Genomic DNA, 14,271 nt, shown 5'->3' with positions numbered 1-14,271 from the left:
CATGAGCCTGACCGCGAACTGGAACTACCCCACGAGCATCCGCTTTGGCGTCGGCCGCATCGCCGAACTGGCCGAGGTCTGCCGCAGCCAAGGGATCCAGCGACCGTTGCTGGTCACCGACAGTGGCCTGGCGCGTGCCCCGATTACCACGGCGGCGCTGGAATCGTTGCGCGCTGCCGGCCTCGGTGTAGCGCTGTTTTGCGACCTCAAGCCCAACCCCATTGAAGCCAATCTGGCAGGAGGACTCGACGCCTGGCGTGCTGGCAATCACGATGGCGTGGTCGCCTTTGGCGGTGGCAGCGGTCTGGATATGGGCAAGCTCATCGCGTTCATGAGCGGCCAGAGCCGACCGGTTTGGGATTTCGAAGACATCGGCGACTACTGGACACGCGCCGACGAAAGCAGCATCGCCCCGGTCATTGCAGTGCCGACCACCGCAGGCACCGGTTCCGAAGTCGGCCGCGCAGCGGTGATCATCGACGAGCGCACGCACACCAAACGCATCATCTTCCACCCGAAGATGATGCCACGGGTGGTCATCAGCGACCCGGCCCTCACCATCGGCATGCCCGCAAAAGTCACCGCAGGCACCGGCATGGACGCGTTTGCCCACTGCCTGGAATCGTACTGCGCTCCCGGTTTTCATCCGATGGCCGAAGGCATTGCGGTGGAAGGCATGCGCCTGGTGGCCAACGCCCTGGTTCGCGCCGTACACACCCCCTCCGACCTCGACGCGCGCGCGCAAATGCTGGCAGCTGCGGCGATGGGCGCTACCGCTTTCCAGAAAGGTCTGGGCGCAATTCATGCGCTTTCGCATCCGGTGGGATCCCTGTACGACACCCATCACGGCATGACCAATGCCACCTTCATGCCCTATGTGCTGAAGTTCAATCGCCCGGCCATCGAGGAGCGTATCACCCGTCTGGCGGCTTATTTGCGTCTGCCCTCCCCGGGCTTCGACAGCTTTCTGGCCTTCGTCCTCAAGCTGCGCAAAGACATCGGCGTGCCGCATACGCTGTTTGAGCTGGGGGTGGATGACAAGCAGGCCGATCTAATCGCGGACATGGCGATTGTCGACCCCTGCGCCGGCGGCAACCCGTTGCCGTTGACACGAACTGGCGCGGCAGAAATTTTCGACGCAGCGTTTCACGGCCGTCTGTAGGAGTGCTGAGTGCTAATGCCTGTCAGTCACGAAGCGGAACCTGTTCAAACTCTTAACTGACTGGCATCGGGGCTTGCCCGCAAAGACGGCAGCACAATCAGCATTGATGTTGCCTGATATACCGCTTTCTCGGGCAAGCCCGCTCCCACATGGATTGCGCAACGGCTTAATCAAATGCAAACAATGGCGATAAGGCACTTAACGCTTATGAAGAAGTAACTGAACATATCTTCCTTCATCGCCAATCTTAATATTGAACACACTCCCTCCTAACCCATCGCGATTAATAAAATAATATTAAAAATTACTCTTACATTGTCCATTGCATATTTATCCGCGCCTGCTTAACTGCAAAAACTGCTGATGACAGCAGTGCCCGTAAACACCACGAAAGGAATCGTTATGAGCAGTTCAACTCGCCATAGCATGCCCCCCTATGGGGTGGCCATTCAAAGCGCGATCAAGGCAGGTAACCTGCCGCAAATGAAGACGCTATTGAAACAACGCGATGCATCCACACCTGAAAACAAAGAGCTAAATAACGCTTACGAGCAATTGGCCAAGGAAGTCGCACGCCTGGAAAAGCACTAACCGCTATTTCCGCTCCCCTTATTGCAATGGAGGCAATAACCATGTCTGGTTCTAATCAGCAACCTGTCGGTTTGTTCCCGCTAGGCTACCGCATTGGTACTTCGATGCCGGGTGCACAAAGTCTGGCACTCAATCTTCTGGTCTTTACCCCTGATGAGACTGTCAACGGCACCGCTGCCATCACTCAAGCGACCAACCCGCCGCTGGATGTGCATTCCGATGTCTGGGGCGAATACACCTACCTGACGGTCATGTCACCCGGCGTCAGCAAAATCCTGATCACCGCCCAAGGCAATCACGGCGGCTCAGGCTCAAATTCCATCGTGAATTTCAAGTTGCAACTGGTGGTGGGCACCGACTGGAAAGAAGGCGTCGCCAACTATTCGTACTTGAATGGTCAGCAGTGGGTCGAGGTCAACAATGCGCCCGCCCATCTCATTGAGGCGGTGCCGTCCCACGTCTCCCCGCTGCCGTTGGAACCCGGTCCGGTGATTCCGCCGGAATCATCCTATCCGCCCATCATGCCGCTGTACGCCGCACCGATTCAAAGTGCAATGGCCAGTGGTGACCTGGCCCAGATGAAAAGCCTGTCGCGCCTGGCCCAGCAGCAACTGGATCAGCAACCCCAACTGCAGAGTGCGCTTGAAACGGCCAAGGAAGAAATCAGCCGGCTGGAACGCCGCTGACTCGACCACGAAATATGCCCGACTTGTCTTGAATACAAATAAGGGAGTAGCACCATGTCAATCGGACTTTTTCATACCCGCCTAAACGTCAGCAATCACCTGCTCAGCGCACCGGTTTTAACCCTCGATCTGCTGGTGGATACCGCAAAGAAAAAAGTCAGCGGGATTGCGAGTATTTTCCAAAGCACTTATCCGCCTCTCAACTTTCGTGCCCGTGTATGGGGTGAGTATTCCGAGGCCAAACTGGTGCCGACGGCCGAGAACCACATCATCCTCACCTTGGCCGGTAGCCCGAGCGGCCCTCTCAGCCAGATAGCCCAGACCTTCGGTTTGAAGGGCATTTTAGGCGGCGATTGGGCGAGCGGTTATGCCGACTACAAATACCAGGAACAGGGCCACTGGCATTACGTGAAACACGCAGCGGTCAGCCAGGCTCCCATTATTGTGCGCCCAGAGCATCCGCACCATGCGGTGCCGCTCTACGCCGTCGCGGTCCAGCAAGCGCAAACCAGCGGTGACCTGGCGCAACTGAAAGCCGTGGTCAGCCAGGGTGAACAGCAACTGGCCCACAGCGGTGCGTTGCGCAACGCACTGGATCAGTTGAACGTTGAAATCGCCCGGCTGGAGGCTCGCTAAGCCCAGGGTAATAAACGCAATCCCTGTGGGAGCGGGCTTGCCCGCGATGATGGCAGCACATTCACCATTGATGTGTCAGGCAGGTCGCTATCGCGGGCAAGCCCGCTCCCACAGGTTCCGCGGCTAAGGCTTAACTGATGGGCATTGGCCAAGCCCGCGTCAATAACAAAAGGTAAATCCGGTCGCGCCACTGACCCAAGGACGGCGCGAACACTTCGATGGATTCGTGCCGCGCACGCGTTGTGCGCAAGGATTTTCCATGTCAGACAGTCGCCCTGCCCGCTACCTCAGTGAAACCGACCTCAAACGCTACGTGCCAGTGCATGTGGTCTGGGAAATCACCCTGGCCTGCGATCTCAAATGCCTGCATTGCGGCTCACGCGCCGGCCATCGACGACCCGACGAATTGAACACCCGGGAATGCCTGGAGGTCATCGATTCCCTGGCGGCTCTTGGCACTCGCGAAATCACCCTGATTGGCGGTGAAGCCTATTTGCGCAAGGACTGGACGCAACTGATCAAGGCCATCCACGATCACGGCATGTACTGCGCCATACAAACCGGTGGACGCAACCTGACGCCCGCAAAAATGCAGGCAGCGGTGGATGCCGGGCTCAATGGCGTCGGTGTTTCACTGGATGGATTGGCTCCGCTGCATGACGCGGTGCGCAATGTTCCGGGCTCGTTCGATAAGGCGGTGGATACCCTGCGACGCGCCAAACAGTCCGGGCTTGCGGTGAGCGTCAACACGCAAATCGGCGCGGCCACGTTGCCCGATCTGCCCGAACTGATGGACCTGATCATCGGCCTCGGCGCCACTCACTGGCAGATCCAGTTGACGGTCGCCATGGGCAATGCCGTCGATCACCCGGAGCTGCTGTTGCAGCCTTATCAACTGCTGGAAGTGATGCCGTTGCTAGCGCGCCTCTACCGCGAAGGTGTCGATCGCGGCCTGCTGATGAACGTGGGCAATAACATTGGCTATTACGGTCCTTATGAACACATGTGGCGTGGCTTCGGCGACGAGCGCGTGCATTGGAGCGGCTGCGCAGCCGGCCAGACCGTGCTGGCGCTGGAAGCCGACGGCACCGTCAAGGGCTGCCCGTCATTGGCAACGGTGGGGTTTTCGGGCGGCAACGTACGCACCATGAGCCTGCACGATATCTGGCACTACAGCGAAGGCATGCACTTTGGCCGACTGCGCGGCGTCGAAGACCTGTGGGGTTACTGCCGAAGCTGTTACTACAACGATGTCTGCCGTGGCGGCTGCACCTGGACGTCACACTCCCTGCTCGGCAAACCCGGCAACAATCCCTACTGCCATTACCGCGCGCTGGACCTGCAAAAACGCGGGCTGCGCGAGCGCATCGTCAAACTCGAAGATGCGGCAAAGACTTCCTTCGCCGTCGGACGTTTTGACCTGATCACCGAACGCATCGACACCGGCGAGAAGGTCAACAGCGTCAGCGACAGCGGCCAGGTGATCAAACTGGCCTGGGCGAACCAGGGCCAGAAATCACCGGACGAAGGACGTATTCCACCGCAACTGGCGCTGTGTCGCGGTTGCTTGCAATACATCCATGCACACGAAGTGACCTGCCCCCACTGTGACGCCGATGTCGCCGCCGCTGAAGCCGTGCACCAGACAGACCGTGCGCGGCAACAAGCGATTATCAACACCCTGACCGGGCTGCTGGGAATGCCGAAAAATACGTTGATGTGACTTTCGTTGAAGGGTGAAGAATGCGCAATAAAACGCCACTCAGGGAGCAATGCAGTTCACTTAAGCGCAACTCTTCAGTCATGCCGACCTTTGTGGCGAGCGAGCTTGCTCGCGCTGGGCCGCGTAGCGGCCCCAAAAATCTGCCAGTGATTGCCGATTTTTGTGAGTGCTGCGCACTCAAGCGGGAGCAAGCTCCCTCGCCACAGGTTCCTCATCGAGCATTGCACTCAGGGAGCGGCGTCAGGCCCAAGGCGGCCCATCCGCAAATCTGGCCTCCAGCCATTCCTTGAATGCCATGAGCGTTGCCGGCGTAAAAGCGGCGGATGCTCGCACCAGATAAATCCCGCCCTGAGCATCCAGGTCCCACTCCGGCAGAACGCGCACCATCTGGCCGTTGGCGATTTCCCGGCTCATCAGCCACTCGCCAGCGCCCAAAATACCGACGCCGGCCTTGGCCGCGGCGAGCAACGCCTCGCCGTCGTTCGAGGTCAAGGTTCCCCTGGTGATGACTCTCTCCTGCCGATCACCCTTGGACAAACGCCATTCAGGAAACGCCGCAAGGCCAGTAAAGCCCAGGCAATTGTGCTCGGTCAGTTCTTTCGGACTGGCCGGTAAACCATGCTGTTCTATGTAACTCGGTGAAGCGCAGAGAATACGGCGATGATCGCTGAGCTTCTTCGCGACGAGGCGGTTGTCGTTCAATTCGCCAATACGAATTGCCGCATCGAAGCCTTCACCAATAATGTCGACAACGCGATCGCTGTAATCCACCTCGACGGAGACCAGCGGATGAGCCGACAGAAATTCCGGCAACATCGACGCCAGCCACAGGCGCCCCATAGCCGCAGGAAAAGCCAGGCGCAAAACGCCACGAACCTGCGCCGCGCCCAGTGACGCTTCCTGTTCAGCCTCGATGATCAACCCCGTGGCGGAGCGCAGGCGTTCGACGAGGCGGTTGCCGGCATCGGTCAACCGCACCTGTCGCGTCGTACGCTCCATCAGCCGCACGCCCAAGCGCTTTTCCATGGCCGCCAGGCGCTTTGAAATCACCGTCGGATGGCGTTGCAGCAACCGTCCGGCGGCCACGAACGAATGCGCCGAGGCGACCGCGAGAAGCGCTGCAATTTCATCGATGTGGCGGCTGTCCAGTGGGTTCACAAAACACTCTTTTTTCAGGTAACAGACGATCAGGGTTTGAGGACGATCGCGCCGCGAGATTGGCCACCTTCCAGATCGGCATGGGCCTGGGCCACATCGGCCAATGCATAGCGGCCCCAGATGCCGGGCTTGATTATGCCCGCCTCGACTGCGGCCAGTACATCCTCGGCCCGTTGCCGGTATTCGGCGATATCCGTGGTGTGCGCGGCGAGTGAAGGACGGGTCAGGAACAACGAGCCCTTGGCATTGAGCGTGGCCACTTCGACCGCCGTCGGCGCCCCGGAGGATGCCCCGAAAGACACCATCAACCCACGTGGTCGCAAGCAGTCGAGCGACGCTTCGAACGACACCCGCCCGATGGGATCGTAGACCACATCGGCCTTCTTGCCGTGGGTGATCTCGGCGACGTCCGCGGCCAGCGTCTGGGCATTGAACACCAGCACCGCATCGCAGCCCAGCGCCTTGGCTGTCTCGACACTCTCAGCCCGGGAGACAATCCCGATGACAAAGGCCCCCAAATGTTTGGCCCACCTCGCCATGATCTGCCCGAGGCCGCCCGCTACGCCATACAGCACCAGAATGGTGCCGGGGCCGACCGGATAAGTTGTCTTCAGCAGGTACTGCGCGGTAAGGCCTTTGAACAATACAGCGGCGGCCTCTTCAGCCGTCAACGCGTCAGGAATCGGCACCAGCCGCTCGGCCGGAAACAGGCGCGCACTGGCGTAAGCGCCAACGGGCCCCGTTGCGTACGCCACCCGATCACCCACCTTGACGTTGTTCACTCCCGCGCCGATGGCGGCAACCCGGCCAGCGCCTTCAAGGCCCAGACCCGACGGCAATGGCAGCGGCACAGCACCCTTGCGCTGACTCACATCGAGAAAGTTGACGCCAATCGCCTCCTGCTCCAGCCAGACTTCACCCGGCCCCGGCTCACGCGTCGACACTTGCTCGATGGTCATCACCTCGGGTGCGCCGGTGTGTGCGATACGAACGACAGAAACCATTACCTGACTCCTTCACTTCAGCGCAGCCCATCTGCGCCATTTGCACGAAGTATCGGCATTCGATTTCAGGTGAACAATACAGCTTCACTGCAGTTCATTACTGCATGCAGTGCAGCAGTGTGAATCTCGCAACGCCAGCGCGATGCCCAGTGCCAAGACGATCAACAGCGCGGCGACGGCAAACGTTATTCGCATACCGTTGGCGATGGCGGCGGGAGATGCCGAGGTGATGTCTGGCGTCGCGGAGGCAAAGGCGAACACCGCGCCCATGACCGAGGCTCCGGTGATCAGGCCAAGATTGCGTGACAGGCTGAGCATCCCGGCAATCACGCCGCGCTGGTCCGGGCGGATGTCGGTCATGATCGCGGTGTTGTTGGCCGCCTGAAATAACGCATAGCTGGCCGTGATCACTGCGATGGGCGCGAGGTAACCGAGGAGGCCGAAACCCGTCGGCATCATCGATAAAACGCCCGTGCCGAGTGCCATCGCGGCGAGCCCAACGGCGGTCATGCGCCGAGTGCCAAAACGGTCCACCAGGCGACCGGCCGGGACACCGGTCAGCGCCGCCACCAACGGGCCGACCGACAAGGCTAGGCCGACAAGCGACGTACCTAGGCCAAGCGCACCCGAAAGATAAAACGGCCCGACCACCAGCGTCGCCATCATCACCGTCGAAACGAGCGTGCTCATGGCCAGGCTTGCGCTCAATCCCGGCTCTCGGAACAGCGCCAATTTAATCAATGGCGATGCAACTCTGGCCTCCACGAATATGAAAAGCCCAACGCCGAAAACAGCCGTCAGCAGCAGCGCGATATTGAGCGGACCAAAATCACCGTGCCCGATCGTCATGGCCAACGCATGCGCCCCGAGCGTCAACGCCAGCAGCAACGTGCCGGCCTTGTCGAAGCCCATCCGCGCTGTTTTCTCTCGCTGAGAGTCCGCCGGCAAATAGCGGTACGCGAGCCAGATATTCAGAATGCCCAGCGGCACGTTGAGCAAAAAAATCGCCTGCCAGCCAACACCGGCGATCAACATCCCACCGAGCGACGGTCCCAGCGTGGTGCCGACCGCCGACATCGTGCCGAGCAATCCCATGGCACTGCCGGTCTGCGCTTTCGGCACCGTCTCGCCGACAAACGCCACGGTCAGCGACAACATGATCGCCGCCCCGAGCCCCTGCACCGCCCGGGCGCCGACCAGCCACCAAAGCGACGGCGCGACACCACAAACAAGCGATGACAGGGTAAAAATGCCGATGCCCGTCAGCAGCAAACGCCGACGACCGACGAGGTCACCGAGTCGTCCGACGCTGACAATCAGCGTGGTGATCGCCAGCAGATACGCCAGAACGATCCACTGCACTTGTTGAAAGGAAGCCTCAAACGCCTGGGCCAGTGTCGGCAAACCCGCGTTGGCGATACTGGTGTCGAGTGAGGGCATCAACATCGACAGCGAAAGACTCGCGAGCGCCCAGCGGACCGAGCCTGATTGAGTGATGAGTTTCATGGTTTGGCCACGTTTTGAAAGGTAGATCAGCAGCGTATGCCCAGGCGTGATAAGGCGGAAGACGCACCACTTGCACTCAATAGTTGCGTCTAACGCCATGTCATCCCCACGCCGTGCTAACGTTGAGACATGACGACTCCCGACCTGAATTTGCTGATTACCCTGGATGTGCTGCTCGCCGAAGGCAGCGTCGCGCGCGCCGCCCAACGACTGCGCCTGAGCCCTTCGGCCATGAGCCGGGCGCTGGCGCGATTGCGCGAAACCACCGGCGACCCGCTGCTGGTCCGGGCTGGACGCGGGCTGGTGCCGACGCCCCGAGCGCTGGAACTGCGCGAACAGGTCAGTCGATTGGTGCAAGACGCAGAAGCCGTTTTACGCCCCGCCGAACAAATCGACCTCAAGCAACTTGTGCGAACATTCACGCTGCGCACCAGCGACGGCTTTGTCGAAAACTTCGGACCGGCGCTGATTGCCCGCGTCAGTGAGCAAGCACCCGGCGTGCGCTTGCACTTTGTGCAGAAGCTGAACAAGGACAGCGCCGCGCTTCGCGACGGTTCCGTCGACCTGGAAACCGGCGTGGTCGGCGACACGACAAGCCCGGAAGTGCGCACCCGTGCGTTGTTCGAAGATCGTTTCATCGGCGTCGTGCGCACGGGGCATCCGCTGAGCCGGGGCGAGGTCACCGCTTCCCGTTATGCCACTGGCAGGCACATCCTGGTCTCACGGCGCGGGCTCGATAAGGGACCGATGGATGAAGCCTTGAAAGTGCTGGGACTGGGGCGCGAGATCACCACCATTGTCGGCGGTTTCTCGGCCGCGCTGGCGCTGGCTCGCGCCTGCGACCTGATCGCCACCGTGCCCGCGCAGCACACCCGAAACCTGCGCGCCGACCTGCACAGTTTTGACCTTCCATTCGAGCTGCCGCCGATCACCATTTCGATGCTCTGGCACCCACGAATGGATGCCGACTCAGCGCATCGGTGGCTGCGTGAATGTGTTCGGGAGGTTTGTGCGCAGTACTAGAGTTTCACCCTTGACCGATTCATTTTTTATGAAGCCCCTTCAACCGCAAACTCGCACGCTGCACCGCTGCCATTTTTTCCGGACGCTTCATGCGTTTCCATTTTCTGATGTCGTCCTTGGTGCGGCCACAACTGACACACAGTTCACCATTCAACTGGCAAATGGAAACACACGGATTTTCGATATCCTTGGCCACGTTTCAACCCCGCGTCGAGCGCTTGGGCGCCAGGCGTTGCTGCCAGTTGCCGGCATTGGCGCGCTGACATTGTTCTTCAGAATCAAACTGCACATGGGCTGCTACCGGACTGACGCGAACATCCGCTTCGTTTAACGCCACGGCCGTCAGTTCGACCATGCGCTCGCCCTGCCCGCTCGCCAGCGCCTGATCCTTGTTGGCCTGCGTATCGAAGACCCAGATCACCCGCAGGCTGGAAGGAAAGACTGCGTAATCGATTTCATGGGTCAGCCAGCAGAACCCGACTATTTCCGCTTTGGCGGTTTCACACGCCTCGGTCAGGGTAGCGACCAGGCGGCGTTCGATGTGTGCCTGATCGCGTTTGCTTAAAGACATCGGGTAAGGGTCCTTGGGTGGCTGTCGAGGGAAGGGGCTCATCATACGATACCGGGCTGATCCGAGAGTTGCTGTGTCTGGGCTGCCGTCTTCGCGGGCAAGCCTCGCTCCCACAGGTTTTGTGTTGAAACACGATCATGCAAACGACACAAAACCTGTGGGAGCTTGCCCGCGAAGAGGCCCAAACACCCACCGCAAATCCCGGCCCTGGAAACGCTGGCGATGAATATTGCGAGGAGCCAGATAAAAGAAAATGCCTATTACCCCCCAATACTCCACCTATTAGCTGACTGCTTTATAGGCGTCTAACCTTAATGCAGCGCTGGCGTGAGCCGGCCGGTTGAGACTTGATAAAAGATACGCATGAGTCAGAAGCATACCAGGCTTGCCGTGGGCCACCGTGCTGGCAACTCGATTGCCGCTATCCGGATTTCCCGTGTGACCACGACGATCAATTGATCGCACGGCTGCAGCCTATGTCATTGATTTCGCTCGTCGCTATTGCGCGCCCACCCCGGGCCGGATAGCCGGATGAATACGACCAAAGGTAGCGCACACATGGCAAATGAATCGAAATGCCCGTTCAATCACGCCGCCGCGGGCGGTGGTACGACGAACCGCGATTGGTGGCCGAACCAACTGAACCTGAAGATTCTTCACCAGAATTCGCGGTTGTCCGACCCCACGGATGAAGGCTACAACTACGCCGAAGCGTTCAAAAACCTCGACTTTCAGGCGCTCAAGCAAGACCTGCACGCGCTGATGACCGATTCGCAAGACTGGTGGCCAGCAGACTTCGGTCACTATGGGCCGCTGTTTATTCGCATGGCCTGGCACAGCGCCGGCACGTACCGCACCGGTGACGGTCGTGGCGGTGCCGGTTCCGGTCAGCAGCGCTTCGCGCCACTCAACAGTTGGCCGGACAACGTCAGCCTCGATAAGGCGCGTCGGCTGCTTTGGCCGGTCAAGCAAAAATATGGTCGCAACATCTCCTGGGCCGACCTGATCGTGCTCACCGGTAACGTCGCGCTGGAGTCCATGGGCTTCAAGACTTTCGGCTTTTCCGGCGGTCGGCCAGATGTCTGGGAACCGGATGAGGCCGTCTACTGGGGCTCGGAAAACAAGTGGCTGGGCGGCGACACCCGCTACGACAAAGACAAAAAAGAACCCATGCAAAAACCCGGCGAAGGCCCACTCGTTGCTGAGCCGGGGGAAAATGAGGACAGCCGTACCGACGGAGGACGCAACCTGGAAAACCCGCTCGCCGCGGTGCAAATGGGCCTGATCTACGTCAACCCCGAAGGCCCGGAAGGCAACCCGGACCCAATCGCTGCTGCGGTGGACATCCGCGAGACCTTCGGGCGCATGGCGATGAATGACGAAGAAACCGTGGCGCTGATCGCCGGCGGCCACGCCTTCGGCAAGACCCACGGTGCCGGCCCTGCCGACAATGTCGGCGCCGAGCCCGAAGCCGCTGGCCTCGAAGCTCAGGGTCTGGGCTGGAAGAGCACCTTCGGCAGCGGCAAGGGCGGCGACACCATCACCAGCGGCCTGGAAGTGACCTGGACCACCACGCCCACAAAATGGAGCAACAACTACCTGGAAAACCTGTTCGGCTTCGAGTGGGAACTGACCAAGAGCCCGGCAGGTGCCAACCAGTGGACGGCGAAAGGCGGTGCTGGCGCGAGCATCATTCCGGATGCTCACGACCCGTCCAAGCGGCGTAATCCGACCATGTTGACCACGGACCTGTCCCTGCGATTCGACCCGATCTATGAGCCGATTTCACGGCGCTTCCTGGCGAACCCGGACCAGTTGGCCGACGCATTCGCCCGAGCCTGGTTCAAGTTGCTCCACCGCGACATGGGTCCCCTCTCCCGCTACCTCGGCCCGGAAATGCCCAACGAAGAACTCCTGTGGCAAGACCCCATTCCGGCGGTCGACCATGCCTTGGTCAACGACAGCGACGTCGCCGCACTCAAAGGCAAACTCCAGTCCTGCGGCCTGACCGTCTCACAGCTTGTATCCACTGCCTGGGCAGCAGCCTCCACCTTCCGTGGCTCCGACAAACGCGGCGGCGCCAACGGCGGACGTCTGCGTCTGGCCCCACAAAAGTTCTGGCAAGCCAATCAGCCTGAGCAACTGGCAAGCGTACTGGCGAAACTCGAGAGCATCCAGAACGAGTTCAACAACGGCGGCAAGAAAATCTCGCTGGCAGACCTGATCGTGCTGGCCGGTTGTGCCGGCGTCGAACAAGCAGCGAAAAATGCCGGCCAGACCGTGACGGTGCCTTTCACCCCAGGACGGATGGACGCCTCGCAAGAACAAACGGACGTCGAATCCTTCGGCTTCCTCGAACCCGCCGCCGATGGCTTCCGTAACTACCTCAAATCCCGTTACAGCGTACCGGCCGAGGCCTTATTGATCGACAAGGCGCAACTGCTGACACTCACCGCGCCAGAAATGACCGCGCTCATTGGCGGCCTGCGCGTGTTGAACACCAACGTCGGAAAAACCCAACACGGCGTCTTCACCAAACAGCCAGAAGCGTTGACCAACGACTTCTTCAAAAACCTGCTCGATATGAGCGTGGAATGGAAACCGGTGTCGGATGCCAATGAAGAGTTTGAAGGCCGCGATCGGAAAACCGGCGACCTTAAATGGACCGGTACGCGTGTTGATCTGGCGTTTGGCTCGAATGCGCAGTTGCGGGCATTGGCTGAGGTCTATGCCTGCGACGATGCGAAGGAGAAGTTTGTGAAAGACTTCGTTGCGGCTTGGGTCAAGGTGATGAATCTGGATCGGTTTGATCTTAGGTAACGCGAACGGTACTGCTGAAAACCCGCAACGCCTCCCTATGTGGAGGCGTTGTGCTTTTTGCTGATTTATCGGCCAGGACAGATACTCAATCGTGGACTTATTGCACCAGCTGCCGAATCCCCAGAGACAAAATCAAACCGCCGCACAGTCGATCGATAGCTTTTTTTCTCCTTCGATACGCTGAAGCGATTGCAGGTTGCGAAAGAGCGATTGCGACCACTCCATACCAAGTCATCGAAACCACCACTACGACCGCCAGCATCGACAAAAACGTGCCTGGTGAAACATGGGTGGGGGCTGCTGCTGAGAAAATAGCGGCATAGAAGGCCATGGATTTAGGGTTGCCAATGTTCGTGACGACCCCCTGAATGAATGACTGCCGGAAGTTTCCGACGACAGCATTGTTACAGGGAGCAAGCGCGCTCTTCCCGGCCTTGAGCAGCAGCCCGAATCCAAACCATATCAGATAGGCTGCCCCCAGAACTTTTACGATCAGCGCCGCCCAAGGGAACGCAGCAAACACAACGCCGATACCTGCGATTGCACAGGTGGCCCAGAATAAATTGACCAATACGATGCCTACTACCAAGGCCAAAGCTTCTGACCGCGTAGCAGCCACCGCTTTGTGGACTACAGCAACGAAATTTGGTCCTGGAATAACGACACCGGCCAGGTAAACCAAAAAGACTGTCAAAACGGCGGGACCATCGATCATCTGCATTCCTTGCGAGTGTTGTGACTAGGGACAGTCTTTCAGATCAAGGCCGCCCGCGGACTCAACGTACAACGAAATAATAATTCGATACAGGGCTTTTCGGCGTAGTTGTATTTTTACGCCAGGAGCAGTCATTTCAAGCTCGGGCCATTTTGATCTTCAAAAAGGAAAAGCCCCGCCCCACCTAAAAACGGGACGAGGCTTTTTGCTGCGCAACTCGCTGGAATATGGGCAACTCACCTTCTCCTTACACCGGAGAAATCGTGGCAAGCGCACCAATCAAAATGGTCAACACCAGAAATCCACCCAGGAAAATTGCCATCTTGCCCATGGGGCCTCCTACGTAATGAGTTTGCGGTGCAGCGGCTACCGCACTGCTGACCGTGCTGTCATTGTGAGCCGCAGGCTGATGCCATTACAGATGCAGATAGCAAACGAAAAACCGTATCAGCCTCCCCCGAATGTCACAGACACCGCGAACAGCCTGGAGCTGTCGAAGACTCGGGCCGCGTTCGGACGATCTTTTGATCTTTCAGTCCATCCCATTGCGCTACCCTATCAACTCGCGACGGTTACGCAGTCGCGCTTCAAGAACAGCAAAAGAGCATTCCAGCTTTGTCATCGCGGCCGGGCCACAGAGGCGGCTTGCTTTATTGCGTGGCAAAAAGCTTAAAAA

Annotated in this window: 14 protein-coding genes; 8 read left to right on the top strand and 6 right to left on the bottom strand. The window is 59.2% G+C overall.

The genetic code is table 11. From position 1 onward, the window contains the following. Nucleotide 1 precedes the first annotated feature (1 nt). The 5 genes from AB3226_RS25345 (at nucleotide 2) to AB3226_RS25325 (ending at nucleotide 4,798) form a co-directional block, all read left to right on the top strand. Entirely contained in the window at nucleotides 2-1,162 is a 1,161-nt protein-coding gene (locus AB3226_RS25345; protein ID WP_367375090.1) for an iron-containing alcohol dehydrogenase, read from the top strand. A gap of 402 nt (nucleotides 1,163-1,564) precedes the next feature. Beyond that, on the top strand, nucleotides 1,565-1,753 hold the full coding sequence (locus tag AB3226_RS25340; protein ID WP_367375089.1) for a DUF1843 domain-containing protein: 189 nt from the start codon (nucleotides 1,565-1,567) through the stop codon (nucleotides 1,751-1,753). Nucleotides 1,754-1,794: 41 nt separating this feature from the next. After that, complete coding sequence (locus tag AB3226_RS25335; protein WP_367375088.1) at nucleotides 1,795-2,439, top strand: DUF1842 domain-containing protein; 645 nt, start codon at nucleotides 1,795-1,797, stop codon at nucleotides 2,437-2,439. A gap of 54 nt (nucleotides 2,440-2,493) precedes the next feature. Then, on the top strand, nucleotides 2,494-3,075 hold the full coding sequence (locus AB3226_RS25330; protein WP_367375087.1) for a DUF1842 domain-containing protein: 582 nt from the start codon (nucleotides 2,494-2,496) through the stop codon (nucleotides 3,073-3,075). Between the two features lie 259 nt (nucleotides 3,076-3,334). Beyond that, nucleotides 3,335-4,798: a GDL motif peptide-associated radical SAM/SPASM maturase gene (locus tag AB3226_RS25325; protein ID WP_367375086.1), complete on the top strand. Its 1,464-nt coding sequence runs from the start codon at nucleotides 3,335-3,337 to the stop codon at nucleotides 4,796-4,798. A gap of 240 nt (nucleotides 4,799-5,038) precedes the next feature. Here AB3226_RS25325 and AB3226_RS25320 read toward each other — a convergent pair whose 3' ends face one another. The 3 genes from AB3226_RS25320 to AB3226_RS25310 all read right to left on the bottom strand — a co-directional run bounded on the left by AB3226_RS25320 (nucleotide 5,039) and on the right by AB3226_RS25310 (nucleotide 8,466). Then, nucleotides 5,039-5,956, bottom strand: coding sequence for a LysR family transcriptional regulator (locus AB3226_RS25320; RefSeq protein ID WP_367375085.1), 918 nt, complete (start codon nucleotides 5,954-5,956; stop codon nucleotides 5,039-5,041). A 29-nt stretch (nucleotides 5,957-5,985) separates the two neighbouring features. Beyond that, entirely contained in the window at nucleotides 5,986-6,960 is a 975-nt protein-coding gene (locus tag AB3226_RS25315) for a quinone oxidoreductase (RefSeq protein WP_367375084.1), read from the bottom strand. 84 nt (nucleotides 6,961-7,044) lie between these two features. Beyond that, nucleotides 7,045-8,466 carry an MFS transporter gene (locus AB3226_RS25310; protein ID WP_367375083.1) on the bottom strand — a complete coding sequence of 474 codons (1,422 nt, stop codon included), beginning with the start codon at nucleotides 8,464-8,466 and terminating at the stop codon, nucleotides 7,045-7,047. A gap of 129 nt (nucleotides 8,467-8,595) precedes the next feature. On the opposite strand from AB3226_RS25310, the gene AB3226_RS25305 reads away from it, so the two are divergent. Next, nucleotides 8,596-9,489 (top strand): LysR family transcriptional regulator, encoded by an 894-nt coding sequence (locus AB3226_RS25305; RefSeq protein WP_367375082.1) that lies wholly within the window; start codon nucleotides 8,596-8,598, stop codon nucleotides 9,487-9,489. 19 nt (nucleotides 9,490-9,508) lie between these two features. Here the strand turns inward: AB3226_RS25305 and AB3226_RS25300 are convergent, their stop codons facing one another. Further along, complete coding sequence (locus AB3226_RS25300; protein WP_367375081.1) at nucleotides 9,509-9,685, bottom strand: DUF1289 domain-containing protein; 177 nt, start codon at nucleotides 9,683-9,685, stop codon at nucleotides 9,509-9,511. A 3-nt stretch (nucleotides 9,686-9,688) separates the two neighbouring features. After that, nucleotides 9,689-10,060: a hypothetical protein gene (locus AB3226_RS25295; RefSeq protein ID WP_367375080.1), complete on the bottom strand. Its 372-nt coding sequence runs from the start codon at nucleotides 10,058-10,060 to the stop codon at nucleotides 9,689-9,691. 531 nt (nucleotides 10,061-10,591) lie between these two features. Here AB3226_RS25295 and katG point away from each other — a divergent pair. Beyond that, nucleotides 10,592-12,880: a catalase/peroxidase HPI gene (gene katG / locus AB3226_RS25290; protein ID WP_367375079.1), complete on the top strand. Its 2,289-nt coding sequence runs from the start codon at nucleotides 10,592-10,594 to the stop codon at nucleotides 12,878-12,880. Nucleotides 12,881-12,977: 97 nt separating this feature from the next. Here katG and AB3226_RS25285 read toward each other — a convergent pair whose 3' ends face one another. Beyond that, nucleotides 12,978-13,595 (bottom strand): LysE family translocator, encoded by a 618-nt coding sequence (locus AB3226_RS25285; RefSeq protein WP_367375078.1) that lies wholly within the window; start codon nucleotides 13,593-13,595, stop codon nucleotides 12,978-12,980. Between the two features lie 205 nt (nucleotides 13,596-13,800). Between AB3226_RS25285 and AB3226_RS25280 the strand changes: the two genes are divergently transcribed. Beyond that, nucleotides 13,801-14,268, top strand: coding sequence for a hypothetical protein (locus AB3226_RS25280; RefSeq protein ID WP_367375077.1), 468 nt, complete (start codon nucleotides 13,801-13,803; stop codon nucleotides 14,266-14,268). Nucleotides 14,269-14,271: the final 3 nt, after the last annotated feature.

The sequence above is a fragment of the Pseudomonas lini genome (assembly GCF_964063345.1).
Classification (GTDB): Bacteria; Pseudomonadota; Gammaproteobacteria; order Pseudomonadales; family Pseudomonadaceae; genus Aquipseudomonas; species Aquipseudomonas lini_B.
This window is presented reverse-complemented; position numbering and strand designations above follow the sequence as displayed.